This window comes from Myxococcus sp. CA033 (assembly GCF_013336625.1).
Lineage (GTDB): Bacteria > Myxococcota > Myxococcia > Myxococcales > Myxococcaceae > Myxococcus > Myxococcus llanfairpwllgwyngyllgogerychwyrndrobwllllantysiliogogogochensis.
On sequence record NZ_JABUMU010000016.1, the window covers coordinates 216,164 to 237,046 of the forward strand.

Annotated in this window: 18 protein-coding genes; 7 read left to right on the plus strand and 11 right to left on the minus strand. The window is 67.9% G+C overall.

The genetic code is table 11. The annotated features are described in order from the left end of the window. Window positions 1-1,000: 1,000 nt before the first annotated feature. From HUA78_RS30430 to HUA78_RS47785, 6 genes are all read right to left on the minus strand, one after another. Entirely contained in the window at window positions 1,001-2,296 is a 1,296-nt protein-coding gene (locus HUA78_RS30430; RefSeq protein ID WP_174477742.1) for a hypothetical protein, read from the minus strand. A 47-nt stretch (window positions 2,297-2,343) separates the two neighbouring features. Then, the gene (locus HUA78_RS30435; RefSeq protein ID WP_174477743.1) at window positions 2,344-2,637 is read right to left on the minus strand and encodes a hypothetical protein; all 294 of its coding nucleotides are present in this window, start codon (window positions 2,635-2,637) and stop codon (window positions 2,344-2,346) included. A 222-nt stretch (window positions 2,638-2,859) separates the two neighbouring features. After that, a complete protein-coding gene (locus tag HUA78_RS30440; protein WP_174477744.1) occupies window positions 2,860-3,138 on the minus strand; it encodes a hypothetical protein in 279 nt (92 codons plus the stop codon). Between the two features lie 638 nt (window positions 3,139-3,776). Beyond that, the gene (locus HUA78_RS30445; protein WP_174477745.1) at window positions 3,777-4,058 is read right to left on the minus strand and encodes a hypothetical protein; all 282 of its coding nucleotides are present in this window, start codon (window positions 4,056-4,058) and stop codon (window positions 3,777-3,779) included. 512 nt (window positions 4,059-4,570) lie between these two features. Continuing rightward, on the minus strand, window positions 4,571-4,858 hold the full coding sequence (locus tag HUA78_RS30450) for a hypothetical protein (protein ID WP_174477746.1): 288 nt from the start codon (window positions 4,856-4,858) through the stop codon (window positions 4,571-4,573). Further along, on the minus strand, window positions 4,859-5,257 hold the full coding sequence (locus tag HUA78_RS47785; RefSeq protein WP_174477747.1) for a phage minor head protein: 399 nt from the start codon (window positions 5,255-5,257) through the stop codon (window positions 4,859-4,861). A 554-nt stretch (window positions 5,258-5,811) separates the two neighbouring features. Between HUA78_RS47785 and HUA78_RS30460 the strand changes: the two genes are divergently transcribed. Genes HUA78_RS30460 through HUA78_RS30485 form a run of 6 tightly spaced genes read left to right on the plus strand, consistent with a single transcriptional unit; the run spans window position 5,812 to window position 11,559 of the window. Next, window positions 5,812-6,861: a hypothetical protein gene (locus tag HUA78_RS30460; protein WP_174477748.1), complete on the plus strand. Its 1,050-nt coding sequence runs from the start codon at window positions 5,812-5,814 to the stop codon at window positions 6,859-6,861. Continuing rightward, window positions 6,843-8,117: a hypothetical protein gene (locus HUA78_RS47575; RefSeq protein WP_174477749.1), complete on the plus strand. Its 1,275-nt coding sequence runs from the start codon at window positions 6,843-6,845 to the stop codon at window positions 8,115-8,117. The genes HUA78_RS30460 and HUA78_RS47575 overlap by 19 nt, the downstream gene beginning before the upstream one ends. Then, window positions 8,114-8,725, plus strand: coding sequence for an isoprenylcysteine carboxylmethyltransferase family protein (locus HUA78_RS30470; protein ID WP_174468853.1), 612 nt, complete (start codon window positions 8,114-8,116; stop codon window positions 8,723-8,725). Before HUA78_RS47575 ends, HUA78_RS30470 begins: the two co-directional genes overlap by 4 nt. A 7-nt stretch (window positions 8,726-8,732) precedes the next feature. After that, window positions 8,733-9,713 (plus strand): fatty acid desaturase, encoded by a 981-nt coding sequence (locus tag HUA78_RS30475; RefSeq protein ID WP_174477750.1) that lies wholly within the window; start codon window positions 8,733-8,735, stop codon window positions 9,711-9,713. Then, entirely contained in the window at window positions 9,710-10,939 is a 1,230-nt protein-coding gene (locus HUA78_RS30480; protein WP_174477751.1) for a CapA family protein, read from the plus strand. The genes HUA78_RS30475 and HUA78_RS30480 overlap by 4 nt, the downstream gene beginning before the upstream one ends. Before the next feature lie 2 nt (window positions 10,940-10,941). Beyond that, window positions 10,942-11,559 carry an iron-containing redox enzyme family protein gene (locus HUA78_RS30485; protein WP_174477752.1) on the plus strand — a complete coding sequence of 206 codons (618 nt, stop codon included), beginning with the start codon at window positions 10,942-10,944 and terminating at the stop codon, window positions 11,557-11,559. Window positions 11,560-11,624: 65 nt separating this feature from the next. Here HUA78_RS30485 and HUA78_RS30490 read toward each other — a convergent pair whose 3' ends face one another. The 3 genes from HUA78_RS30490 to HUA78_RS30500 form a co-directional block, all read right to left on the minus strand. Continuing rightward, window positions 11,625-12,242, minus strand: a complete 618-nt coding sequence (locus HUA78_RS30490) for an ankyrin repeat domain-containing protein (protein ID WP_174477753.1) — start codon at window positions 12,240-12,242, stop codon at window positions 11,625-11,627. 1,043 nt (window positions 12,243-13,285) lie between these two features. Further along, complete coding sequence (locus HUA78_RS30495) at window positions 13,286-14,257, minus strand: NAD(P)-dependent alcohol dehydrogenase (protein WP_174477768.1); 972 nt, start codon at window positions 14,255-14,257, stop codon at window positions 13,286-13,288. Window positions 14,258-14,366: 109 nt separating this feature from the next. Continuing rightward, a complete protein-coding gene (locus tag HUA78_RS30500) occupies window positions 14,367-16,049 on the minus strand; it encodes a mechanosensitive ion channel family protein (protein ID WP_174477754.1) in 1,683 nt (560 codons plus the stop codon). A gap of 218 nt (window positions 16,050-16,267) precedes the next feature. Between HUA78_RS30500 and HUA78_RS30505 the strand changes: the two genes are divergently transcribed. Beyond that, window positions 16,268-17,164 (plus strand): Ig-like domain-containing protein, encoded by an 897-nt coding sequence (locus tag HUA78_RS30505; RefSeq protein ID WP_174477755.1) that lies wholly within the window; start codon window positions 16,268-16,270, stop codon window positions 17,162-17,164. 178 nt (window positions 17,165-17,342) lie between these two features. On the opposite strand, the gene HUA78_RS30510 is transcribed toward HUA78_RS30505, so the two are convergent. After that, entirely contained in the window at window positions 17,343-18,524 is a 1,182-nt protein-coding gene (locus HUA78_RS30510) for a hypothetical protein (protein WP_174477756.1), read from the minus strand. A 25-nt stretch (window positions 18,525-18,549) separates the two neighbouring features. Next, entirely contained in the window at window positions 18,550-20,736 is a 2,187-nt protein-coding gene (locus HUA78_RS30515; RefSeq protein WP_174477757.1) for a hypothetical protein, read from the minus strand. Window positions 20,737-20,883 lie beyond the last annotated feature (147 nt).

The window sequence follows — 20,883 nt, forward strand, 5'->3', positions numbered from 1 at the left end:
GGGCCTGTCTAGCGACGTCCATCGGAGCGCGGACCCAGTCCGACTTCCGCCCACTACTTCCAGTTGGTGGTAGTACACTTCCCAGCACTATCAGTAGGGTCAGTGCTGTTCTTGATCGGCCACCACGAAGCGCGTATTCGACCAACTCAAGAAGTGAGCGGGGACTCGACTCAAGACAGCGGGCAAGACCAGATGTCGGGCTGATCTCGCAGGATCAAGAACTTCGCCTGCGCTCCCGCAGGCAGGTCAAAGACCAACGGGTGTCTCGCCCTCTGCGGTGGACGAGGCAGGCAACATCGTCTGCATTATTAGCATCCCGTCCCCGCTGGATTGTGGCTTCGGGGAGATCGTGTAGATTACAGCTGGCGAGGCCGCCGAACGCGCGGCGGCAAAGCGCACCTTTGTGCACATGTTCGCAACGGCCTGTTATTGCTGGTCTTCACACAGACCCGCAGAGCGCCGCAGTATACGTCCGGCACTGATTCAACTGGAGGCTAGGGCACATCCTAAATCGTTTGGCGCCAGCCCCAAAAAGAAGGGGTGCCCACCGCCAAGTAGGCACCCCTTGCAGGAACGCTTTGGCGGCCCTGCCTCGAAATCTGGTTTGGTACTTAGGAGTACATGGGCACTGTCTGAGCGATTCGTTATCTGATTCCGTAGATGGTAGCGATCCCCGCGTAGGTATCTATATCCATTCTATATCCATATTGAATTAGTTCCACAACCGGGGTCTCGATCCGTGCAATCGACTGCACACGAACCAGCTTCCAGTCCGTCACTCAGAAAAGGAGGGAACATGCACACCTAGACCCACACATGCCACGTCCTACATGTCGCGCCAACGGCATTCGATGTGGACCGCAGCAAACCGCAGCCTCGACCAATCCGCCCGACGACCGTCAGCAGTGGCTAGTTGCAGGAGACCTTTGGCGGCCATGCCTCGAAATCAAGGCCAAGGGTCTCATTTTGTCAGTGACGCTTTAAGTGACTTGAAATGAGATCAGATGAAACCCATACTTGCAGTGTTGCGAATGTTGAAATCGCTGAATCCGAGCCAAGCCGTCACGGTCATCGCGATCATGTCGTTCTGGCTTATGGCATCAATGATCTGGCGGGTTTGGACGCGCCAGTTCCCAGACCAGGATGAGGTTCCGGTTCCCGCCCCAGCCGTCAATCGTGGCGAGGTCGAAGCCGGCGGTAGATAGCCATCCGTCCACCCTCGCGGTCTGAGGCCCGCTCCAGTGAATTGGAGCGGGTCCTCGTTTCTCTCGTCCGGCGATGCCAAGCCATCACCGGAGTCGCCCGGCACCCGGGAAGCCGCCGTACGGGAGCACTGCGGTGGCTCCGAACCGAGCCTTGCAACTCGTGAGTCGCTTCCCGCACCGGCGCATAAGAGGGAAGGGGGCGCTGTTGAGGGGGAGGGAGGGTGCAGAGGGGCGGAAGAGGGCCGCAGACGGGGCTGCCCGAGAGAAGCTCCCTGCCGGTGGACAGGCCGCTTGAGCCCCCCTGGGGCACACGCCTGCCCAGGCCGCGCGCCCATCAGGTGCGTGGCGGGAGCCTGGGCCTGTTGGCGCCTCTTGAGCCTCAACACCACACGGCCTGGGGCGGCCCTCGTGCCGACGAGGGTGTGGTAGACCGTGCCAGCGAAGTCCTGGGCCATCCACGCGGGCGCGGTTGCGTCATTGTCCAGGCGCTTCTCGGCGAAGGGGAGGAACAGGTCCACCTGGATGCCGGCGGACTTCGCGCCCGACAGGCACTCCTGGTTCATCCCGATGGCACAGCACGAAAGCTCGAGGAGCTCCTGGTGCATGAAGTCCACTCCGCCGCGCTCGTCGTTGTAGTTCCACAGCTTCGGCCGGACGCCGACGGAGAACGCGCGGGAGAACCGCTTCTCGCGCGTGTAGAGGGCGCCCACCATGGCGCCAAAGGGATTGACCTCCCTGGGCGCGAACTCGACGGTTGGCGCGACGAGCTGCTGCATGCCCGTCTCCGTCGTGCGCACGACGGGGGCACCGATGGTGCCGATGGGCGGGCTCCACATGTCGTGGCACCACAGCAGCACCGGGGTCTTTAGGAAGTTGACGAGGTCCCACCCGCCCTGGGACACGGTGTCGTCGGCACGGCCCACGGTGGACATGGACATGATGACGTCGTGGAGGACTCCGCCCTCGACGCGCGGGTGCGGCACCTCTCCAACGTCGCGGGCCACGAGGGCGGCTCGTGGGTTGAAGTCCTTCGCCTTGGAAAGCTGGGCGAACTCCAGCGGGGTCAGCAGTCGGGCGCGCTTGTCACTCACACCGCCGACGCTGCTGGGCCCTTCTGAAACGAATCAAGAGGGGGGCGTCAGTCGATCTCGTCGTCTCCATCAACCTCTTCCGAGCGGATGGAGTAGGTCTCGCCGCTGAGCAGGATGAACCGCTCCAAAATGCCTGATGCGACTTTTGTGACACACTTAAGGAAGAGTGCCTTCGCGTCCTTGGTCGACATCGCGTCGATTGCGAGCGTCGTATTGGGCAACTGGCGATTCTTGCCAGAGGGGGCATTGATGTAGTCCCTGAACCCATTCTCCAGCAGGGTATTCTTTACGGCCGAGTGGTGCGGCTTCTTCACATCGTACGTCACGATGTACTGCGGCATGCGGTCCTCCCCGTTAGGGCAACTACCAGGCGCCTGGGTGCCCGGCGGAAGCAACGGTAGGCGCTGGCGAGAGGGGTGTCATGCGCTGTTGTTCCTTCGCCTGGACATCGTCGGTCAGTGTCGGCCGCGCTCCCACAACCCATTCCGCGTCGGTTTCGGGAACGGCCACCCGGGTGGGTGAGTGGCCACTCTCGATGGACCGCGCCTGACGTCACCCCTGCGTCAGGGGTACGCTTCTCCGTCAATTGAGTACTGGGTCGCCTCGACTGCAACAACTCGCTCGACCACGACTCCGGTTGCCGCGCTTACGGCGAGCGTCTTGAACTTCGTGAGGGCCTCCTTGGGCGATGCGGCGTTTACAGCCAGCGTCGTGTCCGGGAGCTGTCGGTGCCCGGAGGGGGCAACTGGAATGAGGTTCCCGAATCCATTCGCCTGAAGCTTCGCCTTCACCGCGCCCTGGTGCGGCGTGTTGACGTCGTACGCCACGATATACATCGTCATTCTTCGTCCTCCCCCCAGAGGGGTTCTTGGCCGACGCAGAGGTGCGCCGTGCTCCTTCCATAAGTATGTGCATGCGAATTCTTCGTAAATTAGTCTGGATTTATTTCCGCATTTCCTGGTGGCGGAGATGGGATGACGGGCCGCCCACTCGGAATGGCTAGCGGAGCTTGTCGCCCATCACGAACGCCCCTCAGGCGGAAATGACGGCAAGCCGCGTGATGACGCTGTTCCCCCTGGAATCCCAACTACAGCAGACGCCACAAACTTCGCGGCAGCCTGCGGCGCGGAGTCAGCGCGAAATCTGACCGTTGTGTTTGGGAGGTTGACCGGCTCGTCCAGTGGATTCCTTGCGAAGGTGAAGAATTCGCGCGCCCTCAAGTTCTCCAGAATCTGCACGTGGTGCGGCTTCTCTGCATCATCGGTCACGATGAACTCCGCCATCCTGGCAATCCCCCATGAGTCGTTGCCCGGCGCTCGATGCACCGGCTGGGAATGAAGTTACTCGGCGGCGCGGCACGGGTCCGGCGCTGGTCGCCTTGCTCTCGGAGCAATGTCGGCAGATCTCCCACAACCCATTCAGCGTCGGTTTCGGGAACGGCCAAGCGGGTGAGTGCGTGGCCGCCCTCGACGACCTTGCCTCACCCCTCTGCGTGACTGTCACGCGTCAATGCAACCACCACGTAACGCTCGACCACGGGTCCGGTACTTCGAGGCAGGACTCCAGCAGCCGCCACCGCCTTGAATTTTGCCGCAGCTTCCTTAGCGTTTGCCGCGTCGACGAGCAGTGTCGTCGACGGAAGCTGCACAACCTCCTTCGTCACCAACAGCGTCTTGTCGGTGAAGCCGCTCGCCATCAGGTTCTTCTTCACCTGAGACTGGTACGGAGTCTTCACGTCGTATGTCACGAGATACCATGCCATCTTCGTCCTCCCCCCAAGGGGTGACGTCCCGAGCACTCCATGCGCCGGGCGTGGCAAACAGATACGCCGCAGCAATTTCTCGGTAAAGAACTGGGGATTTAATTCAGCCCGTGGCGTGTCGTGGCGATTCGTCTATCTCCCCACCCCGCGCCTTTCCCCTCCTCTCAAGTGACGTGCGCTTGGGCTCGTCTCCAGCGCGCCGGTGCCTGCCTATACCAAGACGGGTGATCGACGAACTGAACGCGTCGGCGGCGCTCATCGGAGCATGAACTGGACTCCACGCCGCTCGTTCTCCAGGCACTTCGCACGATGTGCGCTTGGTCCCTGCGCTCCGCAGTGCTGGCAGAACGCTCCCCGTGCCAACGGTGGGCGGTTGAGAGCGACGAGCCCGCCCGGGTTGAGGCACGGCACGTCGAGTCGTTCCGCTGCCTCCCATGCCAGCCCCTCCGCCACGATGAGCCCGGGGCGGGGAGGCAGGGGCAGCAGCGCACTCAGCGCGCGCAGGAGCCGCTTCACGCCGCCTTCTCCAGCGCCGCCAGCACAGCTGCGCGCTGCGCCCGGAAGCCCGCCTTGAGCGCCTCCTCCAGCGCGTCCTCCCAGGGCACCAGCGCCTCGTCGAACGCCTTCCAGCGGGCCACCTTGGCCTCCTCCGTGCGGGCGCGGCGAACGGCCCTGTCCGGGTCCGCCACTTTGGGCAGGCCCGTGCACCGGCAGTTGATGTCCTCCTCGGCTACACCGAAGCCGCCGGGGTGCTGGGCCTTGCGTCCGGCGCTGGTGGTGAAGGGCTCGCCCAGCCCCACCTACTGACCGTCCAGCTTGCGGTGCGCGTCCCGGGTGTTGGCGTCACGCACCGACAGCCACTTCTTGCCCTCTACCACGCCGGACTGGCGCCACGCCTCCACGTTGGCGGAGTTGCTCAGCCCCACTACCTCCGTCCGGGCGATGCGCCGGGAGCGGTAGCCCTCGGCGTCCTCGAAGACGTCCTCCACCCGGTTGGAGAGCTCACGCACGCCCTCGCCTGCGGCGGCGCCTGCAGCCAGCTCCGCTCGCAGAGCCTGGGCCGTCGTCTGCGCATAAGAGGGGAGGGGGCGCTGTTGAGGGGGAGGGAGGGTGCAGAGGGGCGGAAGAGGGCCGCAGACGGGGCCGCCCGAGAGAAGCTCCCTGCCGGTGGACAGGCCGCTTGAGCCCCCTTGGGGCACACGCCTGCCCAGGCCGCGCGCCCATCAGGTGCGTGGCGGGAGCCTGGGCCTGTTTGCGCCTCTTGAGCCTCAACACCACACGGCCTGGGGGGGCCCACGTGCCGCGGCCAACCTCGCACATGTCGTGGGCAAGCCCAGCTGGCCCGTCAGCAGCTCCAGCTCCAGCGCGAAGAGGCCGGAGCGGTGGTCCTCCTCAGCAGCCCTGTCCAATCCAATCGCGGCGTGCGCTCCTTCGTCGACTCCACCGTCGCAGCCAGGGCCGGGCTCTCTTCCTCCAGCCCCGGCTCCGCCTCCGCTTGAGGGAGGCAGATGCACTGAGAGCGCGTGGGCGTCGTCTGCAAGGAATGCCGTTCCGTGGTGGTGCGTACGCTCTCCGCGCCCTCGCGTGACGCCGGGATGCACGGCCGGGCAGGCGCTTTCCGCCTGTGCAGCCGAGCACTCCACCCCGTGTAGCGGGCTGCACACCCGGCGGGGGCGCGGGGCGGCGGCCGGGCCCATCTCCTCGGAAGGAGGGGGCTTCCCGGCTGGCCCTGTTGGTGCATTGCTGACACTTCATGTGCCGGGAACGCGCCGCCCCCCCTTTTGACGGCCTTCGCGCCGCCCAGCCCAGCGAGCACACCCGCTGGCTGGCGGAGCCCGATGAGCCCGCGCTGCGCGAGCTGCTCCACGCGCGCTACGCCGGGAGCTACTCCTACCGCTTCCTCCATGAGCCTGGAGGGGCCTCGCGGCTCTGGAGGGCCGGCGTCCTGCTCAGCCTGGGGGAGTTCGACGCCCAGGGCACGCTCCTCTGGCACACGGGGCTGTGGTGCACGCCGGGGCGGGACTCCCTGGACTCGGGGCTCTCCATGGCCCTGCCCATCCGGCGCACCGCCATGGACCGCTCCGAGCACGAGCGGCTGTGGAGCCACCTCCTGGAGCTGCTCAAGGCGCGCGTGGGCTTCCTGCACCAGCAGACGTCCACGCTGCACCTCATGGCGCAGCGCTACGCGTCGCGCTTCATGCGGGCCGTGCCGGTGGGCCTCATCGTCGACTACACCGAGGGGGAGAGGCTGGTGGGGGTGGAGGGCTCGGGCCTGCCGATGCAGGCGCTGGCGATGACGACGGTGCTCGCGCCGCTGCCTCCGCGTCGGCGCTTCCTGCCCGCGGGGCCGTGGGGGGAGTGGCTCGCGTCCATCCTCGCCGCCTCGGGTCTGCCGGGGACGGTGGAGCTGACGCCGCTTGCGCGCCGCCCTCGCGCTGGGGGCCTCGTGCCGCGCCCGCTCGACTGGAACGAGTCCCTGCGGCTCGAACGGCGGGAGCTGGTGGGGCCCGCCTTGGAAGGGCAGGGGGCCACGGCGCTCCCGTCCTCGCGGGCGCGCGTGGACCTCGTCCACCTGTCCATGGGCGAGCCCCAGCGGGTGGCCGAGGCCACGCCCGTGCTCCTCGCGGCGGGCTACCTGCCGACGGGCCTCCGCCCGCGCCTGGACGCGCCCGACGACATCGTCTTCCAGCACCTGCCGGCGCCGGAGCGGGCGCGCGAGGCGGTGGGGCGGGCTCGGGTGGACGGCGAGGCGGCCCGGGCCCTGTGGAGCGGATGGGTGGAGCGATGCGCGCGAACTTCGTAGACACGCTCCTCGCGCGGCTGGACGGCGAGGTGGCCACGATCTGGGCCACGGTGCTGCTGCGCATCGACGCGCGGCCCGATGTGGCGCGGCTGCGCGGGGCCTTGCGCGCCCTGGTGCGCGAGAGCGAGCGCCTCAACGTGGCCTGGGACGACGGGCGCGGTGCGTGGGTGCCCGCGCCGCGCACGGACGAGGCGGTGGACGCGGCCCTGCTCGAAGGCGCCGAGCCGCTGGACGAGCCAGAGGCGGTGACGCGGGTCATCAACACCCGGGTGGACCTCGCGAGGGACGTGCCGCTGCGGCTGCACCTCCACCCCCTGGCCGATGGCGCGCCGGGCCCGTGGCTGCTCGCCATCCAGCTCCACCACGCGATTGGGGACGCCAAGGCGCTCGCCCACCTGCTGGAGCGGCTCTGGCTGCACTGCGCGGGGCGCGCGTCGGAGTCGCCCCCGCTGGGCCCCTCGACGCTGACGGATGGCAAGGTGCTGCTCGCGGCGCTGCGCGGGCCGGGCAGGGTGCTGGGCCTCGCGAGCCCCCGCCGCCGGCTCCTCGCGCCGCGGGGCCTGGGCCTGCGCCGCAGTGGAGACACCGCGGGCGGCTCGTTGATGGCGACGGCGCGCCTGACACTCCCGGCTGGCCGCACGGACGTCCAGGCCTCGGAGGTCTTCTTCGCCGCGCTGCTGGCGGGCGTCGCGCTGCGCGAGCCCACGAAGGACGGGCTCATCCGCCTGCGGGTGCCGGTGGACCTGCGGCGCATGCTGGGGCTGGGGCGGATGCTGGGCAACGGCTGCTCGACGGTGCCGCTGGAGTTTCCCCTGCGGGAGGTCCGCGCCCGGCTGGAGGACGCGCCCGCCCTGGCGGCGCTGGTGCGCGAGGCGCTGCGGCGCGTGCTCGACGAGGGCGTGCACTGGACGACGGCGCTGGAGTGCATGGCGGTGGCGCGGCTCGCCCCGGGGCCCGTATTGCGGCGCAACGCGCGCCCCGGGCTGGTGGCCGAGCCCCGCACCAACACGCTGGTGGCGACCTACCTGGGGCGGCTCGACAAGCACTTCGTGGACGCGCCCTTCCGCATCCATTCCATGCGCAGCCACACGGCCACCTGGGGCGCGACGGGCCTGGCCTTTGGCGACACGCTCAACATCAACACGGCGACGTTCGAGGGACTGTGGACCCGGGGCGAGCTGCGCGACTTCACCGAGCAGCTCGCGGGCTGGGCGTCCTCGGGCTTCGGCCTTCCGGCGGAGGTGGTGGGACCATGAAGGGGCTTCGCGACGCGCCCGCGCTCTACCTGGGCTTCATCTCGCTGCACCTGCTGCTGGGGCACCTGGGCGCAAGCCTCGTCTACCGCCTGCGCTTCGGCCGCAGCCCGCTGGCCTACCGGAGCACCGGGGCCGACTCCGCCCACACGCGCCTCACGCGGCGCATCAGCGGCGCCTCACTGGTGTGGGCGGGCTCGGTGGTGGCGGCGGCGCTCTGGCCGCGCTGGTCCGAGCTGCCCTGGGGCCGGCCCCTGCTGGCCCTTCCGCCGGAGGTGGGCTGGGCGCTGGGCGTGCTCGGGCTGGTGGGCATGCTGGCGGCGCAGTACGGCATGGGCGCGACGTTCCGCATCGGCGTGGACGCGGGGGAGGCCCCGCCCGTGCTGCACGAGAGAGGACTCCACCGCTCCTCGCGCAACCCCATCTACGTCTTCTCCTACCTGTACCTCGTGGGCGCCTCGCTCTGGGCTCCGTCGCTGGTGACGCTCGGGGCGTGCGCGGTGCTGGGGGGGCTGTTCCACGGGCTGGTGCTCCAGGAGGAGCGCTACCTCTCCGCCCGCCTCGGCGAGGCCTACGCGCGCTACCGCCAGCGCGTCCCCCGCTACCTCTAAAGGCCCCATGCAGCCCGCCCTCGCCCCCGTCTCAACTTCACCCGCTGCCCCCGCCGGGCCGGGCCCCTCTCGCGACGAGTTGGTGGAGCTCTTGCGCATCCGCCCCGCGCGGGCCCTGGGCATGGCGGCCCTCCACCTGGGCGTGTGGGGGCTGGCAGGCGTGGGGCTCGCGCACGTCAGCGGCTTCTGGCTGAAGCTGCCCCTGTGGCTGCTGGCGGCCCAGGGCGTCATGGGGCTCATCCAGCTGGACCACGACGCGTGGCACGACACCCTCTTCCCGCGGCCCTGGCAGAACCGCCTCTTCGGCAACGGGCTCAGCCTGCTCGTGGGCATCGCCTACGAGCCGATGCGGCACGACCACCTCGCGCACCACCGCTGGAACCGCACCGAGAAGGACCCTGACGCCTACAACGCCGGCCGCCGCTCGCCCGGGCTGTGGGCACTCTTCTACGCCACCGTGCTGCTGGGCCTGCCGCTCAGCCTCGTCTACTTCAACGTCCTCTACCCGGTGCAGCACTTCGACGCCGCCCGCCTGCGCCGCCATGCGCTGGTGCTGCTCGGCTACGGGGCCTTCTACGCGCTGCTCTTCTGGCTCCTGGCGGGCCACGGGCTCCTCGGGGGCGCGGTGGAGTGCTGGCTGCTGCCGGTGCTCTTCGCCAGCCCCCTCAACGGGCTCAAGTCCATCTCCGACCACCACGCCAACGTCTGGCGCGGCGACCGCTTCCACACCGCGACGACGGTGCGCGGCACCCGGCTCGTCACCTTCCTGTGGAACGGCCTCAACCACCACCTGGACCACCACCTCTACCCGCGGGTGCCCGGCTACAACCTCGCGCGGCTGCACGCGCGCCTGCGCCCGGAGTTGCTCGCGCGCGGGGCCCCCGTCTTCGACAGCTACCTCCACGTCATGTGGCGGGCCCTCCTGGCCGGCCCCATGGTGGTGGAGGAGGACGTGCGACTCGTCACCCTGGAGCGAAAGCGCCCATGAACGCCCTGCGCCGGCTGTACGCGGACATCCGCTACGAGGACGGCCGCTGGCCGCTGTCCCGGTGGGACCTCAACCTGCGCTACCTCACCAAGAGCCTCCTGCACCTGCCGGAGCCGCGCTCGGCCGAAACCGGGGAGCACTTCGCGCGAGTCTCCCGGCACCTCGCCTCGGGGAGCTGGCGGCACGCGGGGGCGCCGGAGCTCCGGCTGAGCGCCGTGGGCGACATGATGTGGATTCGCAGCGGCTTCCACCGCGCCCTGTCTCCCGGCGTCCGGGAGGTGATGGCGGGGGACGCGGTGGCCTTCGCGAATCTAGAGACGCCGGTGGACCCGGCGCGGCCCGTGCCCCGGCTCGTCTACGAGACGCTCCACTACAACGCCCCGCCGGACTACCTCGCGGCCTGGGAGGGCACGGCGCGCCACCGCGTCTTCTCCCTCTGCAACAACCACGCGCTCGACCAGGGCGCCGAAGGGCTTTCGCGGACCCGGGGGACGGTGCTGGCCTCCTCCCAGCACCGCTGCGTGGGAGGCCCCCAGCCGGAGGACGCGGTGGCCGCCCTGGAGGTGGACGGGGTGCGGATGGGCATCGCCGCCGTGACGTATGACATCAACCACCTGGTGGGGGCGCCGCCCGCCGGGGTGCCGGTGACGCGGCTGGGCAGCCCCCTCCACGCGCCGGACTGGGCGCGGCTGGGCGCGCTCATCGACGCCGCTCGCGCGGTGGGGCCGGACCTGGTGGTGCTGATGCCGCACTGGGGCTTCGAGTACGAGTACTGGCCCGAGGCCCTCCAGCGCGAGCACGCCTGGCGGCTCATCGAGCGCGGGGCGGACCTCGTCCTGGGCTCCTCGCCGCATGTCCTCCAGCCGGTGGAGTGGGTGTCCATCGATGGCGCGGACGCCACGTGCCCCACGCAGGTGCGCCGGGGAGGGCCCGCGCGGATGGGGCTCATCGCGTACTCGCTGGGCAACTTCCTGAGCATCATGCCCACGCTGGCGTGCCAGACGGGGGCCGTGCTGAAGCTCGCGCTCGCCCGGGACGCGCGCGGCGTGCTCCAGCCGGTGGATTTGCGCGCGGTGCCCACCGCCTGTGGACGGGGACTCGGAGGGGAGGGGTTCCTCGACGCGGGCGTGGTGCGCCTGGACGAGCTGCCCCGTGAGCGGGCGGCGCCGCACCTCGCGCATGCCCGGCGGACGTTGGGCGCGCTGCTTTCGGACCGGAGGGACTGAGGATGTCGTCGATTGAGGAGCAGTTGGAGGCGCTCACCGTCGGGATGGCGCGGCAGGTCGCGAGCTGGCTGCCGGCGGTGACGCCAGAGCGCTACGTGGCGTTCCTCGACATGATGTACCACTACACGCGGCGCAGCGGAGACCGGCTGCGGCTCGCGGCCGAGCGCGCCACGCTCCCCGAGCTGAAGGCCTTCTTCGCGGAGCTGGCGGGGGACGAGCAGTCGCACTACCTGCTGGCCAAGGCGGACCTCGCGGCCTTCGGGCGCGAGCCCTCGTCCGACACGCCTCGCGAGGTGGCCGACTTCCACGCCTTCTGGGAGGAAATCGGGCCGGAGCGGCAGCTCGCCTTCCTGGGCGCGTTGCGCGTGCTGGAGGGCGTGGCGCGGCACCTGGGAGGCGAGGCCCGCCAGGGGCTGGGGCGGCTCGGGCTGGAGCGGACGAAGACGCGCTTCATCCTCGTCCACCTCGACGTGGACCTGGAGCACGGCGCGCGGGCCCAGGCGCTCTGCGCGGCGCTGGGGGCCGGGCACCCGGAGCCGCTGCTCGAAGGGGCCCGGCGGGCCGCCGACTTCTGGGTGGCCATTCACCGCGCGGCGCTGGCCGGCGAGGCGCGGCCCTGAGCGGGCGCCCCAGCGTACGGAGAGGACGAAAGCGTCCCTCTCCGTCTGAACCTCACGTACCTGCGTCACGACCGTCGGCGTCCAAGAAGTTCAAGGATCCTGTCCCACGTTCGCGGATCGTGCTCTTCACGAGGTGGCAGTTTGGCGAGCGCGGTTTCGTTGTACTCATCAACCGCCTGCGGATCCGCCCCCTCCGCCATCAAAAGCTCGATGATGGGAACGTTGAACTTACGAGCGGCCATGCCGAGCGGCGTCAATCCGCGAAGTCCTCCCCACTCGTCCATCGTTCGTCCAGCACCATGGCGCAGGAGCAGCGCGGTGAGCTCCGGATGTTCATGTTCTACGGCCAGTTGCAAAGGTGACTCATGCGTTGATCTGCGGACGTTCGGATCCGCGCCTGCTTCGAGAAGCACCCGTGCGACCTCCAGCTCCGGAGGTTCCATGGCGCTGAGGAGCGGCGTCTCGTGATGATGGGCATCCCATTCGTTGACGTCCGCACCGTGCTCGATCAACAGCTTGATGAAGGCAATCGTTCCCCCAACGCCCATCTGGCCGATGGCGACATGCAGGGGTCGCCAGCCATCTTCCCTGGGCAGGTTGGGGTCTGCACCGCGAACCAGCAGCGCACGAACACGCTCCAGATCATGCTGGACGATGGCCTCGAACAATTCGGATGACAGCATTCGGGTTGGCAATGCTCGCCTGGGTGGCGGAAAGGGACTCGTGCATCGACGGGCGGTTTTGTAACGACTCTCCTCCGCGCTGTCGACACCCTCCTTGTTGGGGCACCACCTCCGGCCCCTGTGCCCCCTGCCTCGATGCGGCGAGGGTCTCGACGGGGCACCCGCCTGCCCAGGCCGCGCCCCCATCAGGTGTGTGGCGGGAGCCTGGGCCTGTTGGCGCCTCTTGAGCCTCAACGAGGGCGATCGTCTCCCAATCGCCGCTACCGCCGCCCTGGCGGGCCGCATCATGGGGTCCTTCATTGGGTATGAGCTGTCTCATGCCGCCAATAGCGCGACACCAGCGCCGTCGGAGGTCAGCGTGCTTCCGTCGGTGGCGGTGTCTCAGGGTGGAATGGCGTTGGGGCTGGGGAGCCGCTTCTGAGCTCCTGACGTGACGAGCCGCCGCTCGTGATTCAACGCGGCACCGAGCTGTCCTCCAGGCTCGGGCCGTGGTGCGGTGCGTCGACCTGGTGTGTGTGGATGTCGCCGTTGGCAGGTGGGACGGAGTCGTCACCTGAGATGCGGAACAGAGGACCTGGACGACCTGCTATGCTTTGAGGCGCTTCAGCCGTGAGCGAGTTGGAAGCCGCTGTCATACCAACCTGGGAGGGGACGATGCTCTGTTCCGCGAAGAAGGCTGTTCAGGTATTGCTTGCCGTTGTCACGGGGGCGGCTGTGTCGTTCGGAGCCACGCTGGCGGTCGCAGCGCCCGCGGAGCCGCTGTCCTATTGTTCTGGCAATTGCGTCAATGAGTGCATCGAGGCGGGCTTCGCCTATGGTCGATGCTCTGGCGATGTCTGCGTTTGCTTCCCCTTCTCCTGAGCCTCCGGGCAGCGCCTCGCGCGGATGTGCAGGGTACCGCGGTGCGAAGCCGGGATGACTCGCGTGCGGTTGCTCGCCCTGCGCTCGAATCCCAACCGGAGGGAGGAGGTCAGGGCGTCGACGCGGCGGGCCGCGCTCCGCGGGGACGGAAGGAGGCGCCGTCATGGGAGGCAGGGACCTCCTCAGGACATGTGGATGGCGACCTTGCCGCGGGCGTGTCCCTCCTCGAGGTACGCGAGGGCCTGGGGCAGCTCCTCGAACGGGTAGGTGCGGTCGATGACGGAGCGCACGGAGCCGTCGGCCAGGCGGTCGCGCAGGTACTCCAGGTCGTCCAGGTTGCTCTTCATCGTCAGGTAGCCCAGGCGCTTGCGACTACCGAGCGAGCGCAGTGGCCCGAGCAGGAGCGCCGCCGCCATCTGCTTTCCCGCCCCGCCCGTCATCACGTAGCGGCCGCCGGGCGCGAGCGCGCGCTCGTAGGCGCTCAGCGGGTGGTAGCCGTTGGCCGCGAGGATGACGTCGTAGCGCTGGCCGCCGCGCGTGAAGTCCTCCTTCGCGTAGTCGATGACCTCGTCGGCTCCGAGTGAGCGGGCCAGCTCCTGGTTGCGGGCGCTGCACACCGCCGTCACTTTCGCGCCCAGCGCCTTGGCGAGCTGCACGGCGAAGGTCCCCACGCCTCCCGAGGCGCCATTCACCAGCACGGACTCGCCCGCCTGGAGGCGACCCTCGCGACGCAGCCCCTGCAGCGCCGTCACACCGGCCAGCGGCGCCGCGGCGGCCTCTTCGAAGCCGAGGCTCGCGGGCTTCGAGGCGAGGACGCCCTCGGGCGCGCAGACGTACTCCGCGAAGGCGCCCCAGTTGCTGCTGCCCAGCTCGCCCATCACTTCATCTCCGGCCTTGAAGCGCGTGACGCCGGGACCCGCGGCCTCGACCACGCCGGCCAGGTCGCAGCCGAGCACGTTGTACCGGGGCTTGAAGAGTCCAACCGCGAGCCTCGCGAGGAAGGGGTCGGCGCGCAGGATGTGCCAGTCGGCCGCGTTGAGCGCGCAGGCCCGCACGCGCACGAGGACCTGGCCTGCGCCCGGCGTGGGGACGGGGCGCTCCTCGCACTTCAGGACCTGGGGTGAGCCGTACTCGTAGAAGGTGATGGCGCGCATCAAGGGATGGCTCCAGCGGTAGGGGGTGGAGGAGGGCCAGCAGGTGCTGGCGGAGCAGGGAAGCAGGACTCAGGACACCTGCACCATGATGGGTACGGCCGGCCTGCCGCTACCGAAGCGAGGCGGCCAGAGCCTGGGGCTCCTCCTCCGGCGACGCAGCGGCGGCGGCGGGAAGCACCGTGGTCCCCTCGTATTGCACCGACTTGGGATAGGGAAGTTCCAGGCCGTTGGCGTTGAAGGCGTCGAACAACAGCCGGTTGAGCAGTCGCTTCACGTCGAAGTGCGTCCCTGGCTGCACCTTGGCTTCAATGCGAATGGTCATCCAGCTCTCGTCCATGCTCTCGATACCCAACAACTTGGGCATCTCGGACACCTTGCCTGCCGACAGCATGGGCACCTGCTCGCAGACCTTTCCAATCACATCCAGCACCTTCTTCAAGTCGCACTCATAGGCCACGGCCATGTCCACGACCGCCAGCGTCCAGCCGCGACTATAATTGATGACATTCTTGACTTCGCCATTGCGGAGGATGTGAAGGCGCCCGAAGCGATCGCGAATGCGGGTGATACGAGGCGTTATCTCCTCCACCACGCCCTCGGTATCGTTGATGCGGATGTAGTCGCCGTTCAAGATCTGGTCCTCGAAGAGCAGGAAGATGCCGTTGACCATGTCCGTGACGATGGCCTGTGAGCCCAGGCCCACGGTGAGACCGACGATGCCGGCGCCAGCGAGGATGGGGGTGGGGTCCACACCCAGGTCGCTGAGCACCATCATCCCCACCAGGAAATAGACCAGGTACGTGGAGGCTCTCTGGATGAGCGCGACGAAGGTGTTGCGCCGCCGGGCCTTGTCATCCAGGTCGAGACCGTCCACCTTGAAGGCCCGGGCGATGAGCAGCCGGACGAACTCCACGACGACGCTGGCGGCGAAGAACAGGGCGATGACGCGGATGAGCACCGGCCCGTACGGAGCAAAGGACTCCAGGCCCTGGAACCGACGGATGATGAGGGTCGCCACCGAGATATAGACGATGGCCTCCAGGCTCCGCTGCCCCACCGGTAGCAGCCGGCTGAGGGCCATGAAGTACTCCTCGTACTTCGTGGCCGTGCTCTTCGTCCGCCAGGACTCGACCAGCCGAACCGACATCAGGTGCAGCAAGGACACCGCCAGGCGCCCACCGCTGATGCACAGCAACACGAAGACGGTGGTGCCAACGAGCCACTCGAGCGCGGCCGGGGGTTGCAGCGAGGTGACCGCCATGCCCACCGCGAAGTAGGCCAGCACCAGCTTGATGAAGCCGGGCCCCTGCTCCATCGCCTTCTGGGCATGTGCCTTCGGCTCCGGGCTCAGTGGCCACTCGTTCATCCTGCGCTCGAGCCGCATCAGGAGCTGGCGTGCCGCCCGATCCAACACCAGGTAGGCCGTCAGCAAGAGCACCAGCAGGCCCGCTCCGCGCCCCAGGGCCGCCAGCCCCTCCACCGTCACCCCCGCCAGCAAGGCATTGAAGGAGGGCTCCAGATCCTTCTTCGCCCACAGGGAGAAGCCCAGCACGGCGATGCCGATGATGACCACAACGAAGGACAGGAGGGCGGCGCTCAGCCGGGCGCGCTTGCGAAGAGCGTCCGCCATCTGCTCCAGCGCCTTCACACCCATCAGCCGGATGCCCTGGTACAGCAGCGCACTGGAGGCCACGAGCACGGCCCAGAGGACGAGCAGCAACAATGCCACGCTCAGTCCGACGAGCCATGCGTTGTTCAACTCGACCGTATCCGCAAGTCGGAAGATTTCCATGCGCTGGGGCATAGCACACCAGCGAACACGTCGCGCCCCGCGCCCGAGGCGGAACAGAGGCTCCAGCATCTGGCCAGGCAGGAAAGGCCGCGAGCCTTTCGCCGTGGTTCCCATCCAGTGCGGGCAAGGCAACCGTGGAGCCCGAGACAGCGGCTGGGAGGGAGTCGATGAAGGGGCAGCCGCCGTGAGCGCATAAGAGAAAGGGGGCGCAGTCCCCTATGACCGCGGTTCGTGTGGCGACGGAGTCTGCGGCTACAACGAGGAGCTCTTCTCCTGTCGTGGCGACCGGCACCTACGCCGATAGCAGCACAAAAGACATCTCGAGCGCGGTCGTGTGGAGCTCGGCGACGTCCACCGTGGCGACCGTCGACCCGACCGGGCTGCTCACGTCGCTCGCCGCCGGAACCTCGAAGATCACGGCGACGCTCGGCACCGTCACTGGGAGCACCGAGGTCACGGTCATCGAAGTAGAGGTCGTCTCAATCGCCGTCGCGCCGGGAAGCCCGAGCATTGGCGCTGGCGCCACGCAAGCGTTCACCGCCACCGCGACGATGACCGACAACACGACCAAGGACCTGACGACGCTCGCAACATGGACGTCGGCCACGCCGACCTCCGCTTCCATCGCGAACACGGGCATCGCCACGGGACTCGCGGTAGGAACGTCGACGATCACCGCGACGTTCAACGGCATCGAGGGGTCGACGCTTCTCACGGTCACGGAGGCAACCCTCGTGTCGATCGCCCTGCTGCCGGCGAACGCAACGATCCCGGTGGGCATGAAGCAGCATTACTTCGCCACGGGCACGTTCAGCGACGAGTCGACGGAGGACCTCACGGAGACGGTTGCGTGGAGCTCGGGCGATCCGACGATCGCCTCATCGGCTGTGGTGGGAGCCACTCGTCAATACACCGCCACGGGCGAGTTCACTGACGGGACGTTCCACGATCTCACGAGCGTGGTGACGTGGGCGTCGAACAATGCCGCCGTCGCGCCCATCAGCACCTCAGGGAGCACACCCGGCGTCGCCCTGGCCGTCAGCCCGGGCAGGGCCACGATCAGCGCAAAGTCGGGCGGGGCCATGGGCTCCGCGGTCCTCACCGTCACACCCTAGCGTTACTGCCGCGAGTGCGCCTGGTACGCCTGCGGCGCGTGTCCTCAGGCCCTTGCGCGGGCAGGGCGCCTCTTTTCTCCAGCAGGCGCGGCGCGCCACGAAGCGGGCACGGTCTCCGGCGATTCACGCTGGAGGCCGGCCCGCTCCGTGACAGGTTCAATCGCTCCGGGGTCTCGCGCTAGCGAGGCGTGATCGCGAACCCGGTGCAGTCCCCGCTCTCCATCGTCCAGAGCGAGGTGGCGGGACCTTCCTTCACGTAGAGCTCGCCGTTGCTCGCGAGCACCGCGATGCCCGTGCCCGAGAGCTGGAAGGCCGTCACGGACGAGCTGACCCATTCCCAGGGACCGTCCCACGCCCCTTCCTTCACGAACACGTGGCTGTCCGTCTTCAGGACGCCGATGCGGTTGCCCGAGAGGGAGATGGCCTGGACGTCACCCGTCACCATGTTCCACAGCTCGGTGAGCGCGCCTTCCTTCAGGAAGAACTGGCCATTGTTCTTCAGCATGCCCACGCGGTCGCCCTCGAGCGCGAGGGCCGTGACGTCTCCACTCATCAGGACCCAGGCCGCGTTCCATGCGCCTTCCTTCACAAAGGCCTCGCCGTTCGTCTTGATGATGCCGATGCGGTCGCCCGACAGCGAGATGGAGGCCACATCCCCGGTCACCAGATTCCACAACCCGGTGAGCGCGCCTTCCTTCAGGAAGAACTGGCCATTCTGCTTCAGCACGCCAATGCGGTTGCCCGCGAGGGCAATGGCCTTGATGTCGCTGCTCTGGACGACCCAGGCCGCGTCCCAGGTGCCTTCCTTCACGTAGGCCTCGCCGTTCGTCTTGACGATGCCAATGCGGTTGCCCGCCAGCGCGACGGAGGCCACGTCCCCGGTCACCGTATTCCACAGCTCCGTGAGGGGGCCCTCCTTCAGGTAGAGCTGGCCCCCCTGCTTCAACATCGCGATGCGGGCGCCGTCCGTGGGACAGTAGCCTCCCTCCTCCAGACACTGCCCCCGGCAGGCCTGGGCCGTGGGGCAGACCTGATTGCCCTCCAGGCACGTCTGCCCCCGGCGCATGCAATAGGTGCCACAGAGGTACGCGTTGCTGCAGATATACATGCCGTTCAGGCAGGTCTCGAGGGTGGGGCGATAGCAGGCCCCACCACACTCCTCGGAGCCCAGGCCGCAGACGGTGCCATTGCTGCAATTGGAGCTGCCTGGGAAGTAACAGGCGCCGCCCAGCGGAAAACCACAGGTCGACCAACCCGTGGGGCATTGCGCGAGTGCCTCGGTCGAGACCAATGAGACGAAGAGCGACAGGAGGATGGAGAGAAGGGGCCCGTTGGAGGGCCTGAAGCGTTTCGGTGTCATGTGTCCGTTCATGGGGGTATTCGAGCTACGGCGTGGCCAGGACGAGCTGCGTGGTGGCCGTGGTCTCCCAGTTCCAGAGCCCGGTCCACGCCCCTTCCTTCACGTACCCATTGCCATCCGTCTTGACGATGCCGATGCGCCTGCCCGCGAGGGAGATGGACTGGACGTCACCCGTCACCAGGTTCCAGGCCGCGGTGAGGGCTCCGTCCCTGAGGAAGAACTCACCGTTGAGCCGCAGCACGCCCACGCGGTTCTCGGTCAGCGCGATGGCCTTGCTGTTGGAGCCCAGCGCGACCCAGATGGCGTTCCAGGCGCCTTCCTTCACATAGGACTCGGTGTTCGTCTTGACGACGCCGATGCGCTTGCCCGACAAAGCGATGGCGGCCACGTCTCCCGTCACCAGGTCCCACTGCTCGGTGAGGGCGCCGTCCTTCAGGTAGAAATCGCCGTTCAGCTTCAGCATGCCGATGCGCTTGCCGGAGAGGCTGAGGGCCTTGACGTCGCCGCTCATCAGGACCCAGGAGGCGTTCCAGGCGCCTTCCTTCACGTAGGCCTCGCCGTTTGTCTTGATGATGCCGATGCGGTCGCCCGACAAAGCGATGGCGGCCACGTCTCCCGTCACCAGGTTCCACATCGCGGTGAGGGCGCCATCCTTCAGGTAGAAGTCGCCATTGAGCTTCAGCACGCCGATGCGGCTGCCAGACAAGGCCACCGCCTGGATGTCACCGGACTGAGGGACCCAACCGGAGGCGGCGCCACCCTCTTGTACGTGCGCTTCGCCTTGGGTCTTCAGGATGCCCACGCGGGGAAGGGGAGGGAGGGTGTCGTCCATCTTCTCCTGAAGGAAGACCGTCATGACGGCGTAGCCCGTCTCGTTGGGGTGCGCGGTGCCCGTGGTCTCGGCCTCGCTGTCCTCCGGCCCCTGCGTCGAGGACGCGTCGTAGCCGTTGTTCACCCAGCGGTTGCTGGGAGAGGCGCACAGCCCGTGGCCCACGCCACTGCCGACACCCGCGAATGCATCGGAGATGCCCGACACATAGTTCCAGCCATGGCGCTCGGCGGCGTCCTGCATCATGTTCATCAGGGGCAGCCGGACATAGCCATCCAGGTACGCCAGCTCCCCGTAGGACACGTCCGCTCCGACACCGGCGTAGAGGTTCGTCTCCTCCAGGATGGAGGAGCAGATCTGCCCGGAGTTGCCACGGGCGAAGTCCGGATACTCCATGAGGTACGTGCTCCGCACGTCGAGGCCCACCTGCTTGAGTTGCGTCTGGAGCAGGTCGTAGCTCGTGGGCAGGGCGGCCTTGAGCACGTCGACCTTGGAGCGCAGCTCCTGCCCGTCGTTGCCCTGGTGGCAATCCGTGTGCACGACACAGAACCGGAGGATGTCACCGAAACCCACGTCATTGCCGCCGGCGCTGAGGACGAGCGCGTCGATGGGGCGGTTGCCCACCAGCGTCACGAGCCGGTTGAGCTGCGAGGGCATGTAGTGCTCGGGATTCCAGGCGCCGTGCTGGTAGGCCGGGGCCTCGATGCCCACGTAGGGGCCGAGGATTCCCGAACCGCGGGGCGGCCCGTCGCTGGCGGTGGCGAAGCCGTCGAAGATTCCCAGGGGGAAATTACCGCCCCAGTTCTCATATTCGTAGGTCGTTCGCTGGATGGTCGCACCGGAGCACGCCAGCGACAGGAAGGTCACGGACGAGTGAGGGTCGCTCGACTCCAGGGCCAGCGCGGCCCGCGCCGCCGGAGACTTGAAGGAGCGATGGCATCGCGCATTCTGCCAGACCGGATGCGTGTCGGTGTCCCCCCAGTGCGCCGCGGCGTCCGGAGCCCCTTCTCCCGAGCCATAGGAGTCACCCAGGCTGACGACGAGGTAGTCACGGATCGTCACGAACCGCTGGTACTGCGCGGTCTCAATCGGCCCGCCCCCCAGGAGCTCCGAGTGGGTGATCGTCAGGCGGACGTCGTAGGCGCCTTGCGTGGGAAAGGTATGGTTGATCTTGCAGACGCCGCCCATGTCGACGGTCGTGCCGGCAATGGTCCAGGTGAAATTGTAGCCAAAGAGGGAGTATCCGATGTCGTCGAATTCCGGGGGGCAGCCATTCAACGTGCTGGTGTAGCCGCTGTGGGCCTCTGGATGGAGATAGCTCGCGGTCTCGTTTTCTCCGCTGGCGAAGCGGGCCCCTTGAAACCAGCGAATGCCCTCGGGCAATGGATTGTACGGATCGGTGAGAGCCTTTTCCTCCGACCCTGTCTGTTGCGGCGCATCCTGGTGGTTGGCTTCAGGGGAACCACACGCCAGGGGGATACACAGGACCGTGGCGAACACCGCTTGCATACAACGATACATGAAGGATTT

Bases quoted from the DNA above. Each gene is read 5' to 3' on its own strand.
- HUA78_RS47575 (WP_174477749.1), top strand. From the start codon at position 6,843: ATGCGCGCGAACTTCGTAGACACGCTCCTCGCGCGGCTGGACGGCGAG.
- HUA78_RS30475 (WP_174477750.1), top strand. From the start codon at position 8,733: ATGCAGCCCGCCCTCGCCCCCGTCTCAACTTCACCCGCTGCCCCCGCC.
- HUA78_RS30470 (WP_174468853.1), top strand. From the start codon at position 8,114: ATGAAGGGGCTTCGCGACGCGCCCGCGCTCTACCTGGGCTTCATCTCG.
- HUA78_RS30445 (WP_174477745.1), bottom strand. From the start codon at position 4,058: ATGGCATGGTATCTCGTGACATACGACGTGAAGACTCCGTACCAGTCT.
- HUA78_RS30440 (WP_174477744.1), bottom strand. From the start codon at position 3,138: ATGACGATGTATATCGTGGCGTACGACGTCAACACGCCGCACCAGGGC.
- HUA78_RS30490 (WP_174477753.1), bottom strand. From the start codon at position 12,242: ATGCTGTCATCCGAATTGTTCGAGGCCATCGTCCAGCATGATCTGGAG.
- HUA78_RS30500 (WP_174477754.1), bottom strand. From the start codon at position 16,049: ATGGAAATCTTCCGACTTGCGGATACGGTCGAGTTGAACAACGCATGG.
- HUA78_RS30460 (WP_174477748.1), top strand. From the start codon at position 5,812: ATGTGCCGGGAACGCGCCGCCCCCCCTTTTGACGGCCTTCGCGCCGCC.
- HUA78_RS30495 (WP_174477768.1), bottom strand. From the start codon at position 14,257: ATGCGCGCCATCACCTTCTACGAGTACGGCTCACCCCAGGTCCTGAAG.
- HUA78_RS30510 (WP_174477756.1), bottom strand. From the start codon at position 18,524: ATGACACCGAAACGCTTCAGGCCCTCCAACGGGCCCCTTCTCTCCATC.
- HUA78_RS30435 (WP_174477743.1), bottom strand. From the start codon at position 2,637: ATGCCGCAGTACATCGTGACGTACGATGTGAAGAAGCCGCACCACTCG.
- HUA78_RS30505 (WP_174477755.1), top strand. From the start codon at position 16,268: ATGACCGCGGTTCGTGTGGCGACGGAGTCTGCGGCTACAACGAGGAGC.
- HUA78_RS30485 (WP_174477752.1), top strand. From the start codon at position 10,942: ATGTCGTCGATTGAGGAGCAGTTGGAGGCGCTCACCGTCGGGATGGCG.
- HUA78_RS30480 (WP_174477751.1), top strand. From the start codon at position 9,710: ATGAACGCCCTGCGCCGGCTGTACGCGGACATCCGCTACGAGGACGGC.